The sequence below is a fragment of the Roseomonas sp. SRI_022 genome (assembly GCF_057586215.1).
The window spans coordinates 13,833-34,212 of sequence record NZ_JBYCZL010000001.1 but is presented as its reverse complement, the minus strand read 5'-3'; the positions used below and the strand labels follow the sequence as shown (position 1 = coordinate 34,212).

18 protein-coding genes are annotated in these 20,380 nt (G+C 68.4%); 8 read left to right on the top strand and 10 right to left on the bottom strand.

The genetic code is table 11. The features are described 5' to 3' along the window. The first annotated feature begins 18 nt into the window (after positions 1–18). Genes AC2YHJ_RS00140 through AC2YHJ_RS00110 form a run of 7 tightly spaced genes read left to right on the top strand, consistent with a single transcriptional unit; the run spans position 19 to position 6,735 of the window. A complete protein-coding gene (locus AC2YHJ_RS00140) occupies positions 19–1,260 on the top strand; it encodes an ABC transporter substrate-binding protein (protein ID WP_487393263.1) in 1,242 nt (413 codons plus the stop codon). Next, a complete protein-coding gene (locus AC2YHJ_RS00135) occupies positions 1,220–2,170 on the top strand; it encodes a carbohydrate ABC transporter permease (protein WP_487393262.1) in 951 nt (316 codons plus the stop codon). The genes AC2YHJ_RS00140 and AC2YHJ_RS00135 overlap by 41 nt, the downstream gene beginning before the upstream one ends. Continuing rightward, positions 2,170–2,982: a carbohydrate ABC transporter permease gene (locus AC2YHJ_RS00130; RefSeq protein WP_487393261.1), complete on the top strand. Its 813-nt coding sequence runs from the start codon at positions 2,170–2,172 to the stop codon at positions 2,980–2,982. The genes AC2YHJ_RS00135 and AC2YHJ_RS00130 overlap by 1 nt, the downstream gene beginning before the upstream one ends. Next, positions 2,979–3,350, top strand: a complete 372-nt coding sequence (locus AC2YHJ_RS00125) for a carboxypeptidase-like regulatory domain-containing protein (protein WP_487393260.1) — start codon at positions 2,979–2,981, stop codon at positions 3,348–3,350. Before AC2YHJ_RS00130 ends, AC2YHJ_RS00125 begins: the two co-directional genes overlap by 4 nt. Then, positions 3,347–4,120 (top strand): shikimate dehydrogenase family protein, encoded by a 774-nt coding sequence (locus AC2YHJ_RS00120; RefSeq protein WP_487393259.1) that lies wholly within the window; start codon positions 3,347–3,349, stop codon positions 4,118–4,120. The genes AC2YHJ_RS00125 and AC2YHJ_RS00120 overlap by 4 nt, the downstream gene beginning before the upstream one ends. Further along, the gene (locus tag AC2YHJ_RS00115; protein ID WP_487393258.1) at positions 4,117–4,989 is read left to right on the top strand and encodes a polysaccharide deacetylase family protein; all 873 of its coding nucleotides are present in this window, start codon (positions 4,117–4,119) and stop codon (positions 4,987–4,989) included. The genes AC2YHJ_RS00120 and AC2YHJ_RS00115 overlap by 4 nt, the downstream gene beginning before the upstream one ends. 57 nt (positions 4,990–5,046) lie before the next feature. Then, positions 5,047–6,735: a dihydroxyacetone kinase family protein gene (locus AC2YHJ_RS00110; protein WP_487393257.1), complete on the top strand. Its 1,689-nt coding sequence runs from the start codon at positions 5,047–5,049 to the stop codon at positions 6,733–6,735. Positions 6,736–6,772: 37 nt separating this feature from the next. Here the strand turns inward: AC2YHJ_RS00110 and AC2YHJ_RS00105 are convergent, their stop codons facing one another. From AC2YHJ_RS00105 to AC2YHJ_RS00080, 6 genes are read right to left on the bottom strand one after another with little or no spacing between them, the layout of a single operon-like run. Further along, entirely contained in the window at positions 6,773–7,513 is a 741-nt protein-coding gene (locus AC2YHJ_RS00105) for a glycerophosphodiester phosphodiesterase family protein (protein WP_487393256.1), read from the bottom strand. Between the two features lie 15 nt (positions 7,514–7,528). Next, positions 7,529–8,356, bottom strand: coding sequence for an ABC transporter permease (locus tag AC2YHJ_RS00100; RefSeq protein ID WP_487393255.1), 828 nt, complete (start codon positions 8,354–8,356; stop codon positions 7,529–7,531). Then, positions 8,353–9,288, bottom strand: coding sequence for an ABC transporter permease (locus AC2YHJ_RS00095; RefSeq protein WP_487393254.1), 936 nt, complete (start codon positions 9,286–9,288; stop codon positions 8,353–8,355). Before AC2YHJ_RS00095 ends, AC2YHJ_RS00100 begins: the two co-directional genes overlap by 4 nt. Then, entirely contained in the window at positions 9,289–10,263 is a 975-nt protein-coding gene (locus AC2YHJ_RS00090) for an ABC transporter ATP-binding protein (protein WP_487393253.1), read from the bottom strand. Further along, the gene (locus AC2YHJ_RS00085) at positions 10,260–11,249 is read right to left on the bottom strand and encodes an ABC transporter ATP-binding protein (RefSeq protein WP_487393252.1); all 990 of its coding nucleotides are present in this window, start codon (positions 11,247–11,249) and stop codon (positions 10,260–10,262) included. The genes AC2YHJ_RS00090 and AC2YHJ_RS00085 overlap by 4 nt, the downstream gene beginning before the upstream one ends. Then, positions 11,249–12,868, bottom strand: coding sequence for an ABC transporter substrate-binding protein (locus tag AC2YHJ_RS00080; protein WP_487393251.1), 1,620 nt, complete (start codon positions 12,866–12,868; stop codon positions 11,249–11,251). The genes AC2YHJ_RS00085 and AC2YHJ_RS00080 overlap by 1 nt, the downstream gene beginning before the upstream one ends. 238 nt (positions 12,869–13,106) lie before the next feature. Here AC2YHJ_RS00080 and AC2YHJ_RS00075 point away from each other — a divergent pair, with 238 nt between their 5' ends. Then, positions 13,107–13,298 carry a hypothetical protein gene (locus tag AC2YHJ_RS00075; RefSeq protein WP_487393250.1) on the top strand — a complete coding sequence of 64 codons (192 nt, stop codon included), beginning with the start codon at positions 13,107–13,109 and terminating at the stop codon, positions 13,296–13,298. Positions 13,299–13,379: 81 nt separating this feature from the next. Here the strand turns inward: AC2YHJ_RS00075 and AC2YHJ_RS00070 are convergent, their stop codons facing one another. From AC2YHJ_RS00070 to AC2YHJ_RS00055, 4 genes are all read right to left on the bottom strand, one after another. Continuing rightward, a complete protein-coding gene (locus AC2YHJ_RS00070) occupies positions 13,380–14,693 on the bottom strand; it encodes a glycoside hydrolase family 71/99 protein (protein WP_487393249.1) in 1,314 nt (437 codons plus the stop codon). A gap of 11 nt (positions 14,694–14,704) precedes the next feature. Continuing rightward, positions 14,705–15,910: a polysaccharide pyruvyl transferase family protein gene (locus AC2YHJ_RS00065; protein ID WP_487393248.1), complete on the bottom strand. Its 1,206-nt coding sequence runs from the start codon at positions 15,908–15,910 to the stop codon at positions 14,705–14,707. 73 nt (positions 15,911–15,983) lie between these two features. Next, positions 15,984–16,472 carry a hypothetical protein gene (locus tag AC2YHJ_RS00060; RefSeq protein WP_487393247.1) on the bottom strand — a complete coding sequence of 163 codons (489 nt, stop codon included), beginning with the start codon at positions 16,470–16,472 and terminating at the stop codon, positions 15,984–15,986. Between the two features lie 5 nt (positions 16,473–16,477). Further along, positions 16,478–20,347: a glycoside hydrolase family 99-like domain-containing protein gene (locus AC2YHJ_RS00055; protein WP_487393246.1), complete on the bottom strand. Its 3,870-nt coding sequence runs from the start codon at positions 20,345–20,347 to the stop codon at positions 16,478–16,480. Between the last annotated feature and the right edge of the window lie 33 nt (positions 20,348–20,380).

Genomic DNA, 20,380 nt, shown 5'->3' with positions numbered 1-20,380 from the left:
AGGAGGGAGGGATACGAGATGCTCAAGAGGCGCACCGTCCTACAGGCCACCACCGGCCTTGCCCTGGCGACCCCATCGGTCGCCCAGACACGACGGCGGATCAGCTTCCTCACCTGGAACATCATCGACCAGGAACCCTTGATCCGCGGCTGGATCGCGAGCTTCGAGCGTGCCAATCCGGGCGCCGAGGTCGAATGGCTCGACAAGAAAGGGCCGGAACTGCCGCCCTTCTACCAGACGCAACTTGCCGCCGGCACGCCGCCGGACGTGATCAACACGCAGGGCGCGCTCTGGCTGGAATACGCTGCCGGCGGCGCGCTGCTCGACATGACACCGCTGATCGCCCAGGACGAGGCGATGCGCGGCCGCTTCAACGCGGAGTACCTCGCGAACTGGACCTATGAGGGGCGCAACTTCATGCTGCCCTTCTACATCACCAAGACGCTGCTGTTCTTCAACAAGCCAATGTTCCAGCGCGCCGGCCTGTCCGGTCCGCCGCAGAATTTCGACCAGATCCTGGAATTCGCAGGGAAGATGGCGCAGGGCGACGCGACAGGCTTCCTCACGCTGAACTTCGACTGGCTCTACTGGCCGCTTTTCGCGATGAATGGCATCGAGCTGCTGACGCCGGACCTGCGCCGCCCCGCCTTCAATACGCCCAAGGCGGTTGAGGTGGTGGAAAAGCTCGCCCGCGCATCGGATACCGGCGCGATCAACAAGATCTCCTGGACCGGGCGCTGGGTGGAACCCAACGGCGCCTTCGCCGCGGGCAATGTCGGCATGCTGCACGCCCATTCGCCGGCCTATTTCTTCGTCAAGGGCCAGGGCAGCTGGATCACGCCGGACAGCCTCGGCGTCGCACATGCTCCGGGCGGCTCTTCGACGCCCAACAGCCACGGGCTGGGCATTTCCAAGGGTTCGCGCAATCCCGAACTGGCCTGGGCTTTTCTCAAGCACATCACGGCCAATGAGCAGGCGACCCAATTCGCGACGCAGCGCCGCATCCTGACCGGCAACACGGCGGTGGACCAGGCGCTGCTCGCGTCCCTGCGGACGGAAGATCCACAGGTCTTCTCCGTGTTGACGACGCAGCTTGAACACACCGACAAGATGGTCGGCAAATGGCCGCTGGCGAATGATGCACGGGTGAAGGACGCCTTCTGGGCGGAGTTGCAAAGCGCGCTGCTCGGCCGGAAGCCGGCGCGCCAGGCACTGGCGGATGCCGAACGGCGCGTCGGCCGCGAACTCGGACGCGCCTGACGCCGTGCGGGATTGGTGGGGCAGGCGGCGGACGCGGCAGACGATGCTGATCGTCTGCTTCCTGCTCCCATCATTGGCGATCTTCTTTCTCTATCGCGTGCTGCCGCTGGGCTGGAATGCCGTGCTGTCCTTCCAGTCCTGGTCGCCGATGCGCCCGCCCCGCTGGGTCGGCCTCGAACATTATGAGGAGATGCTCTTCTACGATGACGTGTTCTGGCAGGCTCTGCTGAACACGCTGATCTGGATCGGTGCGGCGCCGCTGACCATCGTGCTGGCCCTGGGCGTCGCGCTGCTCGTCAACAGCGACCTGAAGGGGGCGAGCGTCTACCGAACGATCGTCTTCCTGTCCTATCCGCTGATGACGGTGGCGGTCGGCATCGTCTGGCGCTGGATGTATGATGAACGCGGCGGCTTCATCAACTGGGCGCTGCGCTCCGCGGGGATCATCGACCGGCCGCTCGGCTTCCTGCAATCCTTCGACATGGCGCTGCCCGCGGTCATCGTCACTGATGTCTGGCAGATCCTCGGCTTCTACATGATCGTGTTGCTCGCCGGGCTGCAACAGATCCCGACGCATCTGTACGAAGCGGCCCGGGTTGATGGCGTGCCGGCCTGGGCGCGCTTCACGCGGATCACCCTGCCCATGCTCCGGCCCGCACTGTTCCTTTGTGCGGTGATCGGGTTGCTGAATTCGATGACCGCCTTCGACCTGGTCTATGTGATGACGGGCGGCGGCCCCGGCAACGCGACGGAACTGCTGATCACCTACATCTATCGGATGGGCTTCGGTCAGACGAAGTTCGACTACGCGGCAGCCATCACCGTCGTGCAGTTCGCGCTGCTGCTGTTCCTGACGGTGCTGGCGAACCGGGCCGCCGGCGGCAATGCCGGCGCGGTTGATCGCGACTGATGCGCCGACGTTTCCCCTGGCTGCGCCATGCGGCACTGCTGCTGGTCTCGATGGTGATGCTGCTGCCCTTCTACTGGGTGATCAAGACGGCCATCACCAATGAGAACATCTACGCCTACCCGCCCCGGCTGCTGCCGCAGGACCCGCACTTGTTCAATTTCGTCGATGTCTGGTACCTGATCCCCTTCCCCCGCTACCTGCTGAACAGCATCATTGTCTCGGCCATGGTAGTCGTGGGCAACGTCGTGCTGAACGCGCTGGCCGCCTATGCGCTGACCAAGCAGTTCGCCGCGCGGCGCCTGGTGATTGTGGCCCTGCTATCCTGCACGCTGATCCCGTTCCAGGCGACGATCATCCCCGCATACCTCATCACCGCGAAGATCGGGCTCCTCAACACCTATCTCGGTCTCGCGCTGCCGTTGCTCTCCACCATCATCTGCATCTTCATCTACAAATCGGCCTTCGAGGCAGTGCCGCGCAGCCTGATCGACGCGGCGCGGATCGACGGGCTGCCGGAATGGCGCATCATCCTGCGCGTCCTGCTGCCGCTGTCGAAGCCGGCCATCGCCACGAATGTGATCCTCGCCTTCATCTGGTCGTGGAACAGCTTCATGTGGCCACTGATCGTCACACGCGACGCGCAGATGCAGACACTGCCGCTCGGCCTTGCACGCTTCCTGTCCTACATGGAGGACACGACCGGCGCACTGTATGCCTTCGTCTGCCTGGTGCTTGCACCCGGCATCCTCGTCTTCCTGATGGCGCAATCGGCCTTCATCCGCGGCCTGACGAGTGGAGCGACGAAGGGATGAAATGGCTGCGCTCACGTTGGGTCATCGTGCCCGGTGGGATGCTGATGACGGTCGCGTTGTGGAACCTCTATGTCGCCGCCAATGCCGGCGGCATCGTCGAAGGCCAGGTGGTGGACCGCGGCGGCACACCGGTGCCGGGCGCCAATGTTCTGCTCTACGAACGCGCCTTCATCACAAACAACGAGAAGCAGCGCACCGTGACCGGTCCCGACGGTCGCTTTCGCTTCGAGGGCAATACCAGTCATGCAATCCAGTTGCAGGCAGAAGGCGCCAGCGGGCGGTCGGAACGCATGACCCTTCGCCTGTGGTTCCGCGCGCAGAACCGCTCGATGCCGGAACCGCTGCGCCTGCCGGGGGCGGCGTCGTGATCGGGTCCGCCACGCGGTTGATCTTCCTGGCCGGCGATCCCATCGGCCACACCAAGGGCTATGCCGAGTACGCTGCCGCGCTCGAAACCGCCGGGATCGATGCCGCCTATCTGCCGATGCATGTGCCGGCCGGCGCTTTTGTCGAGTTCCTCCAGGGCGCGCGGCAGATGCGCAACCTCGCCGGCATCGTCGCCACCATCCCGCACAAGCAGGCCGCCTTCGCCGCCTCGACGCCGGATGCGGCAGCGCGCCGCGCCGGTGCCGCCAACCTGCTGCGTCCCGGACCACGCGGGTGGGACTCCACCAATCTCGACGGCATCGGCTTCCTGGCGGCGCTACGTGGCGCGGGGATCGCGCTCCCCGGACGGCATGTGCAGGTGCTGGGCGCGGGGGGTGCGGGGCGCTCGGTTGCGATGGCGATCGCCGATGCAGGCCCCGCTTCGCTCGCTATCGCCGATCCGGATGAGGCCCGCGCGGTTGCGCTGGTCGAAGCCGTCGCGCGCGAGTTTCCTGGCTTGCGCGTCACCGCCGCCCTTGGCGTGTCGGAGGTGCTGGTCAACTGCTCGCCGGTCGGCATGGGCGAGGATGATCGGCTCCCGCTTTCCGCCACGCTCATTCCCGATCGCGGCGCCGTCTACGACATCGTCAATCGGGCCGATACGCCATTGCTGGTTGCAGCGCGGGAGCACGGCTGCATCACGGATCATGGGCGCTCCATGATGCTGGCGCAGATCGACCTGCTGATCCGCTTCCTGTTCGGTCGCACATGAAAACCGTCCTGCTCCACGCCGACGATGTCGGCATGTGCCACGGCGCCAACCGCGCCTATCTTGACCTTTTTCGCGCCGGTCGCCTCGACAGTGGTAGCGTCATGGTGCCCTGCCCCTGGTTTCCGGAGATCGCCGCGGAGGCGACTGCCGATCCGACACTGGATCTCGGCGTGCATCTCACGCTGACGAGCGAGTGGCTCGGCTATCGATGGGGGCCGATCTCCACCCGCAGCGCCGCGAGCGGCCTGCTCGACGCGGATGGGTTCTTCCCGCGTAATGTGGTCGCGCTGCGCGAGACCCTGATGCCGGAGGCAGCAGAGGCGGAGATGCGGGCGCAGGTCGAGCGCGCCCTCGCCGCCGGCATCGACGTGACACATCTGGACACGCATATGGGCGCCGCGCTGGTGCCGGAGTTGCTGCCCGCGACGCTGCGGCTGGCGCTGGAGTTCCGCCTGCCGCTGCTGCTGCCGCGCGACATCCGCTCCTACCTCTCGGTCCTGAATCTGGGCGATGTGGATGCGGGAGCCTATGAGACGGTGCTCGCGGCCATCGAGGAAGCAGGGATGCCGGTGTTCGAGCGTTTCACCATGACGCCCGGGCTGACCCCCGACGCAGCATCCTATCGGCCCGTCCTCATCCCATCGGGCCCAGGCCTCACCTTCGTGTCGCTGCACCCGAACGCGTCCGGCGACATCGAGGCGATCACCGCGCGCCATCCACGGCAAGATCCGACATGGCGCACCGGCGAATATGCGTTCCTGGCCTCCGGCGCCGGGGATGCGCTTCTGACGCGCGAGGACGTCAAGCGGGTCGGCTTCCGCGCCCTGCGGGACGCGTGGCGTCGGGGCCTTGCAATGCCCGTGACATAGGCCATCGGGCAATTCCCCAAGGAAGAGGACGATGGCGCAGCTGAGCGGAGAACACCCTTGAAGAAGCTCGTCAATGACCCGCGCGCGGTCGTCCGGCAGATGCTGGAAGGCTTCATCGACCTGAATCCGTCGCTGGCCCTGCTGGATCGCGAGGACGTGGTGGTCCGCGCGCCCGTCCCGCCGCCGTCCGAACGTCCGGTTGCGGTCATCTCAGGCGGCGGCAGTGGGCACGAACCGGCCCATGCCGGCTATGTCGGCGAGGGTATGCTCGCGGCCGCCGTGGCAGGCGACGTCTTCACCTCCCCCAGCGTGGACGCGGTTCTGGCCGCCATTCGCGCGACCGCTGGCCCGCGTGGCGCTGTTCTGGTGGTCAAGAACTACACCGGCGACCGGCTGAATTTTGGCTTGGCGGCCGAAATGGCGACGGCCATGGGCATTCCCACCCGCGTGGTGGTCGTCGCCGACGACGCCGCGCTGCGCGACACAGTGGAACCCGGCCGCCGGCGCGGCATTGCCGGAACGGTGCTCGTCCACAAGGTTGCGGGGGCTGCCGCCCTGGCAGGCCTGCCATTGGATGCCGTGGTCGAGGAAGCGAGCCGCGTCTGCGCCGGCCTGGCGACGATGGGCGTTGCCCTCGGGGCCTGCACCGTACCTGCGGCGGGGCAGCCCGGTTTCGTCATCGGCGATGATGAGATGGAACTGGGTCTCGGCATTCACGGCGAGCAGGGCGTCCAACGCCTTGCACTGCAGCCGGCGGATGCCGTCGTGGATACCATCCTCGGCACGCTCCTCGACGACATGGTGCTCGTTGCGGGGGACCGCGTCGCGCTCCTCGTGAACGGATTGGGCGGCACGCCGCCCATGGAACTCGCCATCGTCACCCGCCGCGCCATGGATGTGCTGCGCGAGCGGGGTGTTCAGGTCGAGCGGGCCTGGTCCGGGAACTTCATGACGGCGCTCGAGATGCCAGGATGTTCGCTGACGCTGATGCGTGTGGATGATGCCTTGCTCGCGCGGCTGGATGCGCCGACAGCCGCACCGGCCTGGCCAGGACGGGGGCAGGTCGGATCACGCCGGACAGTGCCTGCCCCGGCCGAGGTCATCGCATCGCGCAGCAGCCCAGGACCCGGGCCACTGTCGGCGGCACTCCGCGATGCGGCGTCCCGCGTGGCCGATGCGTTGGATGCGGCCGAGGGCGCGCTGACCGCCTTGGACAGCCGGGCGGGAGACGGGGATCTGGGAATCAGCCTGGCGCGCGGCGCCGTCGCGATCCGCGCACTCCCGGAGACGGCCTGGGACACGCCCGCGATCGCGCTTGAGGCCATGGGCCATGCGCTGCGCCGCGCGATCGCCGGCAGTTCAGGGCCATTCTATGCAACGGCGCTGATCCGCGCGGCGCGGAGCCTTGAGGGCAAGGCGCCGGATCCCGAGGACTGGGCCGCAGCCTTTGCGAAGGCTGTGGCTGCGATCGGCGAGCTGGGCGGCGCAAGGCAAGGCGATCGTACCATGCTGGATGCGCTGGCACCCGCCGCCGAGACACTGACGGCAGCGATCCAGCAGGGCATGCCGCTGGCGGAAGCGTGGCGTCGCGCCATCACAGCGGCGGAGCGTGGATGCGTCGCGACGGCGTCCATGCGGCCCCGCCTGGGCCGGGCCGCCTATCTTGGCGACCGGGTCTTGGGTGTCGAGGACGCAGGGGCACGCGGGGTCGTCGTCTGGATGCGGGCTCTCGCTGGCCTTGGTTGATTCGTTTCGGCGGGCGGGGAGATGGACCCGGCCCGTCCTACTGGCGCAGCGCCAATGCGGCGACCGGATCGTCGCTGGTGAAGATGTCGACCTCCAGATCCAACACGCGCCTGATATCGGCCACGTCCTTCAGGCCCCAGGCACCTGGGGACAGACCCGCCGTGCGTGCCGATGCAAGGACACCCGGATCGAGCAGGCTGTGATGGATGCCGACCCCCGATGCCCCGCAGGACCGCGCTGTCGCGAAGACTGCATCCATGCCGATATCGTGCCAGACCTGCGGCGCGCACAACCAGATCAACGTGCCCGGGAAGCGCCTGGTGTCACGGATCGTCGCCACCATGGACGCCTGGAAGGAGGTGATGGCTGCGCGGCCGAGCATCCCTTCCTGCTCCAGCACGTCGAGCACCTTCGGCCCGATGCCGGGATAGTGGATACGTTCCGCATCCGCCTTGATCTCGACGCGCAGCAGGATCGGCGTGTCACGGTAGATCCGCACCACCTCGGCCAGCGTCGGCACACATTCGCCATGTGCGCCGCGCAGGCGGATGGTGCGCAGTTCCGCCAGCGTCCGGCCATGTACCGGCCCCCGCGCATCCGTCGTGCGATCCAGCATCGGATCATGGATGACCACGCATTCGCCGTCCGCCGAGAGCTGAACGTCGAACTCCACCTGTTCCACGGCCAGCTTCGCCGTCTCGCGGAACGCCATCAGGCTGTTCTCGGGCCAGAGGTAGGAACCGCCACGATGCGAGGCGATCAAGGTGCGATGGGCCATGGACGACTTCCCGTTTCAGCGGAGCGTGGGGTCGAGCCGATCGCGCAGCCAATCCCCGAGGATGGAGACCGCCAGCGTCGTCAGCACGATGGTGATGGATGGCGCGAGCAGCACCCAGGGCGCGCGGGTCAGGTACTCCCGGCCATAGCCGACCATCGACCCCAGCGAGGTCGCCGGTGGCTGCACCCCCAGCCCGAGGAAGGAGAGGCCGCTTTCCAGCAGCACGATCTCCGGGAAGGCCAGGGTCATGGACACGATCAGCGTGCTCGCGATGTTGGGTAGGATGTGCCGCCCATAGATGCGCACCGGCGAGGCACCCAGTTGCCGCACCGCCGCCGCATAACCCTGCGCGCCGGCGCTGATGGCAAGGCCGCGTGCGATGCGCGCATAGCGTTCCCACCCATGCAGCCCGAGCAGGCAGATGAACAGGACCAGTGAATTTCCGAAGAAGGCGAGGACGGACAGCGCCAGCACCAGGAAGGGCATGCTGGCCTGGAAGTCCACAAGCGCAAGCACGACATGTTCGACGACGCCGCGGAAATGCGCCGCCAGGAAACCGAGCAGCGTCCCCAGCACGGCTGCGATGATGCAGGCGCCGAAGGCGATCAGCAGCGACATGCGGATCGAATGCACCAGGCGCGACAGCACGTCGCGACCGAGTTCATCGGTGCCCAGCGGATGCGCCCAGCCGCCGCCGAAGCCCACGGGTGGCGACAGCCGCGCGCGCAGGTCCAGCGCCGTGTAGGAATAGGGTGCGGCCGCATCGGCGAAGATGGCGATGCCAAGCATCAGAACCACCCAGGCAAGGGCCAGCGCCACCAGCGGCGGGACGCGCACGCTCATCCTTTCCCCCCGCCGCGCGCGGTACGCAGCCGAGGATCGAGCATGCCGTAGAGCAGGTCGACGATGAAGTTCGACGTCACCATTGTCGCCGCCACCAACAGCAGCACGCATTGCACGACGGCAAGGTCGCGGTTCGACACGGCCACTACCAGCAACCGCCCGACGCCGGGCCAGGAGAAGACGCTTTCCACCACCACCGCGCCGGCGATCAGGCTGCCGACCATGAAACCCACGATGGTAACCGTCGGGATGGCGGCGTTGGGCAGCGCATGGCCGCGCACCACGGCGCGCCAGGGCACACCCTTGGCGCTCGCCGTGCGGATATAGGGCTGGCCAAGCACTTCCAGCATCGCCGATCGGGTGAAACGCGCCAGCACGGCCGCGCCGCCGATGCCCAGCGTGATCACCGGCAGGATCGCGTGCCGCCAGGATTCCTGCCCGCCCGAGGGCAGCCATCCCAGCTGCACCGCGAAGACCAGCACCAGCAGCAGCCCGAGCACGAAGGAGGGCACGGCAAAGCCCGCCACTGCCATGACCATCACCACGCGGTCGGTCGCAGAGTTGCGATGCAGCGCCGCATAGACGCCAGCCGGAATGCCAATGCCGATCTTCAGCGCCAATGCGGGCAGCGTCAGCGCGAGTGTCGCGGGGATGCGTTCCGTCACCAGCTCGATCGCATCGCGCCCGTCGCGCATGGATTGACCGAGATCGCCCTGCAGGATCGCGCCGAAGTAGCTGAGATACTGAAGCCACAGTGGGCGATCGAGGCCCCAGGCCTCACGGAAGGCCGCCACCGCCTCCGGCGGCGCATCGACGCTGAGGATCAGCAGCGCCGGATCGCCCGACAGGCGCAGCACGACAAAGGCGAAGGTCACGACCATGACGATGGTCAGCGCGGCGCGCAGCAGCCGCCCGGCGATGAAGCGCAGCATCTAGGCGGCGACCCCCAGCCCTTCGCCCTGCGCGACATGGCAGGCGACGCGGCGCCCATCCGATGCGCGTGGCTTCAGCTCCGGCACAATGCTGCGGCAGATGCCCACCGCGACGGGGCAGCGTGGATGGAAGGCGCAGCCCGGCGGACGCGCGGCGGGATTGGGCGGATCGCCCTGCAGCACTTGGCGCACCGCCGCCTTGCCAGGTTGGGGAATCGCAGAGACCAGCGCCTGCGCGTAGGGATGCGCAGGGTCGCGGAGTACCGCATCCGGTTCGCCTTCCTCGACGATACGGCCGAGATACATCACCGCGATGCGGTGGCTGACCTGCCGCACCGCACGCAGGTCGTGGCTGATGAACAGCATCGTCAGGTGGCGTTCCGCCTGAAGGTCGATCAGCAGGTTCATCACCTGTGCCTGGACCGAGACGTCAAGCGCGCTGATCGGCTCGTCGCAGACCAGCAACGCCGGATCGGTGGCGAGCGCGCGCGCCAGCACCGCCCTCTGCCGCTGTCCGCCGGAGAGCTCATGTGGATAGCGCGTCGCGAAATCCGGCCGCAGCCCGACATCGCGCAGCAGCCCCGCCACTCGGTCCTGCGCTCCGCCAACACCATGAATCTCGAGCGGCTCCGTGATCTGCGCCCCGATCGTCAGCCGCCGGTCCAGCGCCCCGAGCGGATCCTGGAACACCATCTGCATCCGCGCCCGTTGCGCGCGCCAGGCGGCCGAACCGACACGCGGCACGGGCGCGCCGTCGAAACGCACGGAACCTTCGTCCGGGGCTTCCAGCCCTAGCACCAGCCGCCCCGTGGTGGATTTGCCGCAGCCGGATTCACCAACCAGTCCGAGCGTCTCGCCGCGTTCAAGGCGCAGCGACACGCCGTCCACCGCGCGCAGCTCCACCTGCCGCCCGAGCAACCCGCGCCGCATCGCGTAGCGGCGCACCAACCCTTCCGCCTCCAGCAACACCGTCATGCCGCGGCCAGCCCGAAGGCGGGCGGCACATCCGCGCCCAGGATACGGCAGGCCGCGCGCTGGTCCCGCGCGACCGGAACCAGCGGTGGCACCGCGGCGTCGCACAAGCCCGCATGGCGCGGGCAGCGCGGGCCGAAGGCGCAGCCCGGCGGCAGGGCGCGCGGATCGGGCACGCTGCCGGGGATGGCCGGCAAATGCTGGCGCGGCAGCCCATCCAGCGGCGGCAAGGCCGACAGCAACCCCTGCGTATAGGGATGCGCCGGCGCGGCGAACAACCGCGCGGAGGACACCTCCTCCACCACATGCCCGGCATACATCACCGCGACCCGATCGCAGGTTTCCGCCACCACGCCGAGATCGTGGGAGATCAACACCAGCGCCATCCCAGTCTCCCGCCGCAGCCTGCCCAACAGGTCGAGGATCTGCGCCTGGATGGTCACGTCGAGCGCCGTCGTCGGTTCATCCGCCACCAGCAGCCGCGGCCGTCCCGCGAGCGCCATGGCGATCATCACCCGCTGGTTCTGCCCGCCGGAAAGCTCATGCGGATAGGCATCAACGCGGTTGCCCGCATCGGGAATGCCGACCTGGTCGAGCAGCCGCCGCGTTTCCGCGCGCGCCGCCGCGCCATCCATGCCCCGGTGCAGACGCAGCGCCTCCGCCACCTGGCGGCCGATGCGATGGACTGGGTTCAGGCTGCTGGCGGGGTCCTGGAAGATCATCGCGACCTGTCCGCCGCGCACGCGGTCCAGCACCGGCATCGGGGCTCCGAGCAGTTCCTGCCCATCCAGCGTCGCGCTGCCGGTCACCCGCGCCTTGCCCGGCAGCAGGCCGAGCGCGGCGAGCCAGGTGACGGATTTGCCGCAGCCGGATTCGCCGACGAGGCCGACCGCCTCGCCGGCGTCCACCGCCAGATCCACACCGCGCAATGCCGGAAGGCCGTCGAACTCGACGCGCAGGCCGGCAATGCGGACCAGCGGTCCAGGCATCAGGCGCGGCGGCCCCAGTTGCTCGCCGTGAAGTCCATGAAGAAGGATTGTGCGGGCTTCCAGGCGATATCCTTGCGCTTCGCGGTCAGGTTCGTCGTCTGGTGCAGGACGATGTAGGCAGGGTCCTCGCGCTCCGCGATCACCATCATGCGCCGGAAGGCGCGCAGGCGCTCGTCATGCTCGACGGAAGTGTCGAGCACTTCGGACAGCCGGCCGAACTCGTCGTTGCGCCAGGCGCCGACCTGCCATTGCTGGCCCTGCGGCCCGTGATTGTTCGGCAGGGAGGAGACCGGGTCGTTGAAGGCCGCGGTATTCGACCAGTCCCAGATGCCACGCTGGCCCTGATTCGACAGCACCTGCGGGAAATTCTCGCGCATCTCGATCGCCACGTTGATGCCGGCCTGGCGCCAGCCCTCCACCAGGATCTGCGCCGTCGGGACCTGCGCGGTGTAGTAGTTGTTGAGCAGGCGATAGGGGATCGGCTCACCGCGATACCCGCTTTCGCGCACCAGGCGGCGCGCCTCGGCCAGGTCGTATTTCGGCACCTCCCAGTCGCGGATGAACATGTTGCCATAGAATTCGAACTGCAGCCCCTTCGGCACGCGTGTGCGCCCGTCCCACATGGCATCGACAATCGCCTGGCGATCCACCGCATGCGACATCGCGCGCCGCAGCAGCGGGCTGCGCAGCGCCGGCTGGTTCTTGTCGAAGACCGAGATGCGGTGGTTCATGACGTTGCCGCCGACCACCTCGTACCGCGCGCTGCGCTGCACCGTCGAGATCTGGTCGGGCGGTATGTCGCAGGCGAAATCGGCCTCGCCCGAGAGCAGCATGTTGATGCGGCTCGCGACCTCCGGAACCTCGACGAAGCGGATCTGCCGCAGCGGTGGCCGGCCGGCCCAGTGCTCATCGAAGGCGGCGAGCGTCAGCGACTGGTCCGGGCGGAACTCCACGACGCGATAAGGGCCGGTGCCGACCGGCTTGCGCGCCCAGTCCAACCAGGTCGGTGCGGCATCGAAGGCGGCCTGCGACATGATGACGCCGATATTGCGCGCAAGGCGACCTTCAAGCGTCACGTCCGGGGTCTTGTTGATCCACCGCACGGTGCGTGGATCGACGATCTCGAATCGGTCGAAAGCCGGATAGGCCCGCCGCGCGATGGCCGGCACCTCCGGCGGCGGGGCCTTGCCCTGGCTCCGTCCCGGCGCGGCGCCGAACATGTTGCGGCTCTGGTCGCCGCTGCCCCACATGCGCTCGGGACCGAAGGAGAAGACAACGTCCTCTGCCGTCACCGGCCGCCCGTCATGGAAGCGCGCGCCCTGGCGCAAGGTGAACTCGACGGTCGCGTGGTCGATGCGCCGCCAGGACTCGGCCAAGGACGGACGCAGCGCCAGGTCGCCGATCCAGTCGATGTCCACAAGGCTCTCGCTGAAGCTCCCGGACACGCGGGTGCCGACGTTCGACTGCTCGCGCAGCGGTTCCAGCACATTGCTGTTCGCCAGCTTCTGCACCGCCACTGTGATGGCGGGGCGCTGGTCGGCCTGCGCGACCGCAAAGCGGGGCAGGGTGACCGCCGCCGCGGATGCGAGTGCCAGACGTCGCGTCAGGTAGGCGTTCATCTCCCGGCTCTCTCCTCCGTGAGGGAACACCATAGGCGATGCTGGGCCGGGGCTGGCAACCCCATCATCCGGGACGAATTGGTGACAACGCGGCCAAGCGCAAGGCTCGCGGATTGCGCCCAAAGGTCACAGTGGCGACGAGATGGATAGTTGCATATCCACGCAAAGGAGAATCAGACCCCACGCGACGCCCAAAGCCATTGATGGTGCCCTGCGCTTCAGCGCTTGGTCTCCGGCGTTGATCAGGATCATCGAGAAGCGGCCGTCCTATCCCAATACAGCCGACGCTGCGGCGCTGCGCACCGCGCGGCGCGTGCTGGTGGTCGGCGCCCGTGGCGCCGCGCCGCTGGCCTTCCACCTCTGGTCCGCGCTCGACGAGCTTGGGCTCGATGCGCGGGACGCGGTGGCGGCGATCGGGTTCCCGCGCTAGCTGCGCAGCCTGGTCGCGCAGTTCGACTTGGCCGGCCGGCTCGGTGCCTGCGGCATATGCTGGTCAGTCGCGGACCCCGCATCATCCTCCATCGCTCGATGAACAGCGACGCACCGCCCAGGCGCCATCGTGCCACAGCGCCTCGAAGCCGCTCGGCGCGCGCAAGGCGTCGCTTTGCACGCTCATCCCCGGCGGACAGGGCCAGGGTTCGGCGCCCGGCCGGTGGCAGGCCTGCAACGTTGCCGCACGGTCGCGCATGGTGCTGCGCAGAGCGCAATCCGGCGCGGTCACGCCCTGGTCGGGCCAGGTGAGCACGACCTCTCGGGGCGTGTCGCGCGGGCCGAGGGCCTCGCGGAACTCCGCCAGCCGCGCCGTGCCCTCTGCCCAGGTGGGCGAAAGCCAGCCGCCTTCCGTGAACTCGTTCCAGCCATAGACCAGCACGCTGCGGAAATCCGCGGTCGCAACCCGTCTGGCCTCTTGCAGCGTGGCGCCGAGCTCGCCGGGTCGCGGTGGCTCGCACCAGTTCGGGCCGGTGGGCGCGTCCGTGCGCTGACCTCGGGCTTCGATGCGCGGCCGGTAGTCCCAGCCCGTCGTCATGTTGGGCAGGAAGGGCATGCCGCTCGCCGCCAGCGCCTGCCAATGGGCGCGCATCCGCGCCATGCAGTCGGCATAGACCAGGGCGCGCCCGCCATTGCCGGCCGGCACGACATAGGCCGAGAGCATGTCCATCCCGAGTTGCCGCGCCAGCGCCGCTCCGCGCTCGGGATTGGCATGCAGGAGGACGGCGAGGATCGGAACGCCGGCACGCTGCCGCACGGCTTCGCGCAGCGCCGCGAAGGCATCGCGGAAGCGTTCCGGCGTACCAAGGGAGCGCGACCATGATTCCGGCTCATGGCCGAACAGGAAGACAGGGGCGCGGCCATCGGCGGTCCGCATATAGTCCGGATGCGCGACGAGCTCAGCCAGGGTCTGCGTGACATCCGCCAGATCCTCCCGCGGAAAGGACTGGTTCAGGCTGACCGTAAAGCGCATCCCGGCCCGATCGGGGAGCCGCAGGAAGGACACCAGCGCGCGGTTCAGCTCCAGTTGCCGTGCCGGCGCACGGCCCCAGGAGCCGGTCTCGGGGTAGAGACCGAAGACGAAATAGTCGAGCCCACCGGCGCGGGCATAGGCGCTTTCCGCCGCCAGGACGTTCTCCATCGCGCCGTTGATGCGCAGGGCGCCCGACGCATCGCGCGCCGCGTGGAAGGGGATGCGCGACCGCCATTGCGGCCTGTCGAGTAAGGCGACATCCGGCGAGGTCGGCAGCCAGTCATCCCAGCGTATGGCGCCGACCGTCACGTCCTGGGCACGTGCCGCGACCTGCATGCACAGCAGCGCAAGCACGGCCAGCACGTACCGCATCGTCAGGCGGCCGCGGCGGTCGGCCCCGAAGCCGGCTCGGCTTCGGCGTGAAGCGCGATGTCGAGCCCGTTGCGGTGCAGGAAAAGCCGCCATTCCATCGTCAGCCGGCCGAGCTGCGCGAGGAAGGGGCGGTAATCGACCTCGGCGGCGCGTTCCAGGATCTCCTCCGCCGGCACCGGCCGGTCGAGCAACAGATGCGGCACGCGCAACAGCTCACACAATTCCCGCGTACGCATGTCGTGCACCAGGAACAGCGCCGGCACACCCGCGAGCAGCGCGGCAATGTTGCCGTGGAAGCGGCTGCCGATCGACACCGTCATGGTCTGCATGCAGCCCACCCAGTCATCGACCGAGAAGAACATCCGTACCCGCCGTTCGAGGAAAAGGCGCAGGTCGTCGCGGGAGGCGGAGATGTCGAAGATCACCGCGATGTTCTGCGCCGCGGCCTCCGCCCTGGCGCCGTCGCCGGCCGCCATGGCAGCGAGGAACTCCATCTCCGGCCGCTCGTTCTGAAGCATGTAGTAGGCATTCTCGCCAAGCAGGCGCTGGAACAACCCGTTCTCGGACACGCGCATCGGCTCGGGCTGCAGCGCGTGGCGGCGGACATTGTTGGACAGGTTCAGCGCCACCTTGTCGCGCGCCGGCACCGCGCGCGCCAGGCGCTCGAGCGTCGACGTCCGCAGCCCGAGCAGCGAGGGGCAGCCCACGACGCTGACGTCGCGGATGCCCATGTCCCACAGGACCTCCGCCGTGAAGGCGCCACGCACGCCGATGGAACCGCGTTCGGCCATCAGCCGCAGCAGGCGCTCGGTGCCGGGCTTCAGGGCCGGCTTCTCGCCGGGGCGCAGCTGCGAGCCGAGGCCGAAGCAGAAGATCGGCACCTTGGCCTTGGCGAAATAGGCGGCGTGCTCGGTCAGGTCGACGCCGTTGCCGACGAAGTTCGAGGCAGGGACGAAGACGCGGTCGAAATGCTCATGCAACCGCTCCGGTGGAATCGCCCCGAAGCCCGGATGAAAAGCCTTCTGCGCGCAATCCGTACCATGGAACAGGCCGTGGCCGATGAACAGGTTACCGGTGTTGGCACCGGTCGCGTCCAGCCCCTCGGCAAGGCTGGCATAGGCGCCGACATGCGCCGGTGCCCCCCAGAAGCAGATGCGTTCGCCCGGCGCGGCGATGCGGAACAGAGGTGGCGGGGCGATCTCGCTCATGGAGCCTCCAGGGCGAAGAATGTCGTGCCGGCACGCCGGCGGGAGGAGGAGGGGCCGAGCCCCTCCCCCATGTTCAGGCGGCGTGCAGCGCCTGCTTCCATTGCTGCGCGTCGGCCTCGTAGCGCGGGCTCGGGCTGCGCCATTCGGCCGCGCCGATCATGCTGAAATGCTCACGCCCCGAATTCAGCTTGCCGGCTTTCACCGCGGCGCCGACATCGGGATAGGAGTGGAGATACCAGCGCTCCTCGACATCCGGCGTGCCGCCCTGGCGGCCCTCGAAATAGCCGAACCCGATGTAGTGCATCCGGGCACTGTCGATCACGCCGGCGTTCAACGCGTCTGCGACATCTGGGTTGGCAGCCAGGTAGCCGGCCTCGTTGAAGTCGCCATTCGCCACCGCGATCTGCAGCAGGAAGCGGAAGAGGCCGACGGGGATCGTCACCTCCTGCTGCGCCTTCAGCGCGTCGCGCGAGGTGTAGATGCTGTGGAGCAATGCGTCATAGGGCGGGACATACATCGGATCGCGATCTCCAATCGGGTTGCGTCGGGTCTTGGCGTTCATCCGCGTCATGCCTTGCGGCGGTTCTTGCGGCGCGCGGGGCGCCGGGTCTTCGCGGTGGCGGGCGGCGCGGCACCGAGTTGCGCCGCCACCTCCGCGAGGTAGTCGCGCTGGGCCTTGGCGGCCTCCTTCGCCGCCGGAAAGGCAGCGCGCGCATAATCGTGGCAGCGGGCGATCTCCTCGACATGCCGCGCGGCATCGAGGGCGTGGGTGACGCTCTGCGCATGGCGACGATGGACGTTGAGCGGCGCCGCCTCATAGGCGATGCGCGCTCCCGGCACGGCGAGCGCCTGCAGGTACAGCTTCCAGTCACCCGCCATGCGGAAGCCGCGCAGTTCCTCGCCGCAGGCGGCGAGCGCATCGAGCAGCGCCTGCCGCCGCCACACCACGGCGCTGACATTCAGCACCAGGTTCTTCACGGCGAGAAATCGGCGCACGAAGTCCAGGCCGGTAAAGACTTCGCTGCGCTGCAGGGCATCGCGCCCGAGCGTCGCGTAGTACCCCTTGTAGTCTGGCCACTGCGCGCTGCCGTCGGCGTTGATGGTGCGGCTGTCGGTGAAGGCGAAGGCGATCGCCGGGTCGGCTTTCATCCGCGCGGTGGCGCGCAGCAGGAAGTCTGGGTCGGAGAGGTCGTCCGCCTCGGCGATCCAAAGGAAGTCGCCCTCGGCCATCTCCGCTGCCTTGCGCCATTGCGCGAAGACCGAGCCGGAATTGGTCTCGTTCGGCGCCAGGCGGATGTCGCGGCCATGCCGTTTCGCCACCGCCCGGATGACATCGAGGCTGCCATCCGTCGAGCAGTCGTCGAGCACGATGACCTCCCGCACCGGAAGGGATTGGGCGAAGACGCTGCCGAGCCGCTCGGGCATGTAGCGCGCATAGTTGTAGTTCGGCACGGCGACCGAGACGCTCGGCAGGTCCGGCACTGCCATGGCAAGCAGGTCGCGCAGATAGGGCCGCCAGGCGAAGCGCTCGACGGCGAGCGAGCGCCGCATCCGTCGCTTCACCGGCGCATCGGAGGCCAGTGCGGCGGCGGTCGCCTCCGCCATGGCGGTGACGTCGCCATAGGGCACCACCACGCCGGCCGCGTGCTCGGCCAGCATCTCGGGGATGCCGCCGCTGCGATCAAAGGCGATGACGGGCAGGCCGGCGGCCATGGCCTCCAGCGCGACCGAGGGGAAGGGATCCTCGCGCGAGGTCAGCGCATAGGCCTCGGCCGCGCGCAGGAAGGCGCCGACGTCGTCGCGCCGCCCAGGCATGTGGAAGGTGCCGGTGGCCTTGGCCGCGGCGATCTCCTCGGCGAGCCAGCCCTCCATGCCGGGATCCATGGTGCCGAGCCAGCACAGATGCACCCGCCGCCGGCCGCGCCAGCGCAGCAACCGCCAGAGCTGGAGGAACAGGTCGAAGCCCTTGCGCATATCGGCGTAACCGATGCCGAGGACCAGCGCGTCCTCCTCCGCGATACCGAGCTCGGCGCGGATCGCCGCCCGCGCACCGTCCGGGGCGGACAGGTCCTTGTAGATTCCCTGCGGGCGGATGACGCAGCGCTCATCGGGCGTCATGCCGAGCAGGCCCAGCACCTCGTCCCGCACGAAGCCGGCGGGGAACACCACCTTGCGCGCCGCGCCGATGCCCGCGCGCGCGCTGTCGGACAGATGCTTCTCGCGAATCAGCCGCGGCAGTTCATGCACCAGTTGCACGGCGCCGATGCCCGCCGCCTTCAACGCCGGCACGGCGGGCCCGGCCGCGGTGGTGTTGACGATCGCATGGCGGAAGCCGCGCGCCGCCAACGCCCCGATCCGCGCCGACATCGTCCCCTGATTGACGACGGTGACGGGCGCCACGCGGCGATAGGCCGCTTCCATCGCGCCGCCACCGAGCAGTAGGAACTCGACCTCGCAGCCATGCGCGCGGCGCAGCGTGGCGCCGATCGACAGCAGGAGTTGCTGCGCCCCGCCGGGGAAGGCGTCGTGGCCGACCAGCAGCAGCCGCGGCGGGGCGTCCTCCCCAAGCTGCGTCTGCCCCGTCACCGCGCGGCCCGTCGCGTTCAGATAGGCCGCGCCAAAATGCAGGTCGGGTTCGAGATAGGCACCCTCGCACCATTCGTTCCAGGCGTTGACGCAGACGATCGCCTCTCCATGGAAGGGGTGTTGGCCGGCGTGCTCGATCAGGCGGGCGAGCCAGGCCTCGTAGGCCGCCGGCGTCGATCCGGTGATGACGAGGCCATTGCCCTGCCGCCGCGCGTCATTGTCCCAGGATGGCACGGCAGTCTTGATCAGAGGGAAGTCGGGCGCCGGTTCCTCCACCGAGACGCGCGCCACCTCGGCATAGTGATAGACCTTGCCGGTGAAGTCGGGATCGAGGATCTCGAGCCCCGTCGCGATGGGTTCCATCGTCTGAGTCAGCTTGTGCGGCGGGAACTCGATCGCACCGTCCAGGCCATGCGGACGCGGGTCGGTGTCGCCGAAGCCCTGCGCCATGATGATCAGCGGATCCTCGCCATGCGTCTCGCGGAACAGGTGCCGCCAGCGCGCGATGGTGGATTTGGACTGCGGGATCAGCGCGGGCCGGTACATCATCAGCAGCGGCCGCCCGCCGATGCGGATGTAGCGCGGATCGCGGAAGTGCCGGGCGTATTCGGCGACCATCCGCTCATCGTCGTCGGGGCGATAATCCTGGCTGATCAGCACCTCGCTCTCGGCGCCATCCCAGCGGCGGGTCCAGTTCTCATTCGCCCACATCAGGGCGAAGGGCATGTCGATGGACGGATCGGCGAGGAAGCGCTCGACCGGCTTCTCCATCAGCCGCGTGCCGTTGAACCAGTACCAGTAGAAGACGAAGCCATGCACGCCGCCGGCCTTCGCCATCTCCACCTGGCGGCGAAAGGTTGTGTCGCCTTCCAGCGTGTAGAAGCCGAGATCGCGCGGCACGCGGGGCTGGTAGTGGCCCTTGAAGCGCGGCAGGCCACGCGGGACGTTGGTCCATTCGGTGAAGCCGCTGCCCCACCAGGCGTCGTTCTGCTCGAAGGCGTGGAACTGCGGCAGGTAGTACGCCAGCAGCTTCACGCGGCGCGCCGCGTCGGGCGGCAGCGGGCGGAACTCCTCGAAATCCGGGCCGGGCTTCGTGAAGCGCCTGACCTCGCGCGGGACCGAGGCCTCGTCCTCCGGCATGCGGCCATGCACGCCGGGTTCGTGACGATGCGCGAGCCAATGCGCGAAGGGATTTTCCGACAGGTCCCCGCGCAGGTAGCGCTGCGCATAGAAACGCACGTCGAAGGCCGGTGACGGGTCGCGCCCTTCCTTGTAGCCCTGGCCCCAGAAATGCTCGAAGGGATCGACGCCGGCCGCGGCGACGTCCGGGTTGCGGCCCAGATAGTATTCGACATCGAAGTCGGGCATCGGGCTGAACCGCCCGCTGCGCCGCTGCGCCAGCCAATGCGCGAGGGCGTTTACCTCCTCGGCGAGCTGGTAGCGCTCGCGATACCAGGCCGGATCGAAGAAGGGGCTCGGCTTGCGTCCTTCGGCATCCCCATGGAAGGCGTAGTGGAACAGCGGATTCAGCCCGCCCGCCACGACGTCGGGATTCTGCGCCATATAGAAGGCCGGATCGAAGTAGGCGTTCGGCCGCCGCCCCTCGGTGTAGCCGTGATCGAAGAAGTGCTCGAAAGGCTCGACACCCGCCGCGGCGATGTCGGGATAGGCGTCGAGGTAATGGGCGCGGTCGAACAATCCGGTACGCGCCAGCGCCGTCATGCGGACGGTCCGCAGCGCATCGGGGGTGACGGCCATGACCTCCGGCCTGTCCGGCGGCGGCACGAAGTCCGGCTCGCTGGCCACGAGGCCGCCACGGCGGCGTTCTAGCAGCGCAAAGAAATCGGTCATGGCCCGAGCCTTGTCTTGCGGAGGTGAAGGGGC

Excerpts from the sequence above, each read along its gene's own strand:
- AC2YHJ_RS00140 (WP_487393263.1), top strand. The coding sequence starts at position 19 with ATGCTCAAGAGGCGCACCGTCCTACAGGCCACCACCGGCCTTGCCCTG.
- AC2YHJ_RS00135 (WP_487393262.1), top strand. The coding sequence starts at position 1,220 with ATGCCGAACGGCGCGTCGGCCGCGAACTCGGACGCGCCTGACGCCGTG.
- AC2YHJ_RS00130 (WP_487393261.1), top strand. The coding sequence starts at position 2,170 with ATGCGCCGACGTTTCCCCTGGCTGCGCCATGCGGCACTGCTGCTGGTC.
- AC2YHJ_RS00125 (WP_487393260.1), top strand. The coding sequence starts at position 2,979 with ATGAAATGGCTGCGCTCACGTTGGGTCATCGTGCCCGGTGGGATGCTG.
- AC2YHJ_RS00115 (WP_487393258.1), top strand. The coding sequence starts at position 4,117 with ATGAAAACCGTCCTGCTCCACGCCGACGATGTCGGCATGTGCCACGGC.
- AC2YHJ_RS00105 (WP_487393256.1), bottom strand. The coding sequence starts at position 7,513 with ATGGCCCATCGCACCTTGATCGCCTCGCATCGTGGCGGTTCCTACCTC.
- AC2YHJ_RS00100 (WP_487393255.1), bottom strand. The coding sequence starts at position 8,356 with ATGAGCGTGCGCGTCCCGCCGCTGGTGGCGCTGGCCCTTGCCTGGGTG.
- AC2YHJ_RS00095 (WP_487393254.1), bottom strand. The coding sequence starts at position 9,288 with ATGCTGCGCTTCATCGCCGGGCGGCTGCTGCGCGCCGCGCTGACCATC.
- AC2YHJ_RS00090 (WP_487393253.1), bottom strand. The coding sequence starts at position 10,263 with ATGACGGTGTTGCTGGAGGCGGAAGGGTTGGTGCGCCGCTACGCGATG.
- AC2YHJ_RS00085 (WP_487393252.1), bottom strand. The coding sequence starts at position 11,249 with ATGCCTGGACCGCTGGTCCGCATTGCCGGCCTGCGCGTCGAGTTCGAC.
- AC2YHJ_RS00080 (WP_487393251.1), bottom strand. The coding sequence starts at position 12,868 with ATGAACGCCTACCTGACGCGACGTCTGGCACTCGCATCCGCGGCGGCG.
- AC2YHJ_RS00065 (WP_487393248.1), bottom strand. The coding sequence starts at position 15,910 with ATGAGCGAGATCGCCCCGCCACCTCTGTTCCGCATCGCCGCGCCGGGC.
- AC2YHJ_RS00060 (WP_487393247.1), bottom strand. The coding sequence starts at position 16,472 with ATGAACGCCAAGACCCGACGCAACCCGATTGGAGATCGCGATCCGATG.
- AC2YHJ_RS00055 (WP_487393246.1), bottom strand. The coding sequence starts at position 20,347 with ATGACCGATTTCTTTGCGCTGCTAGAACGCCGCCGTGGCGGCCTCGTG.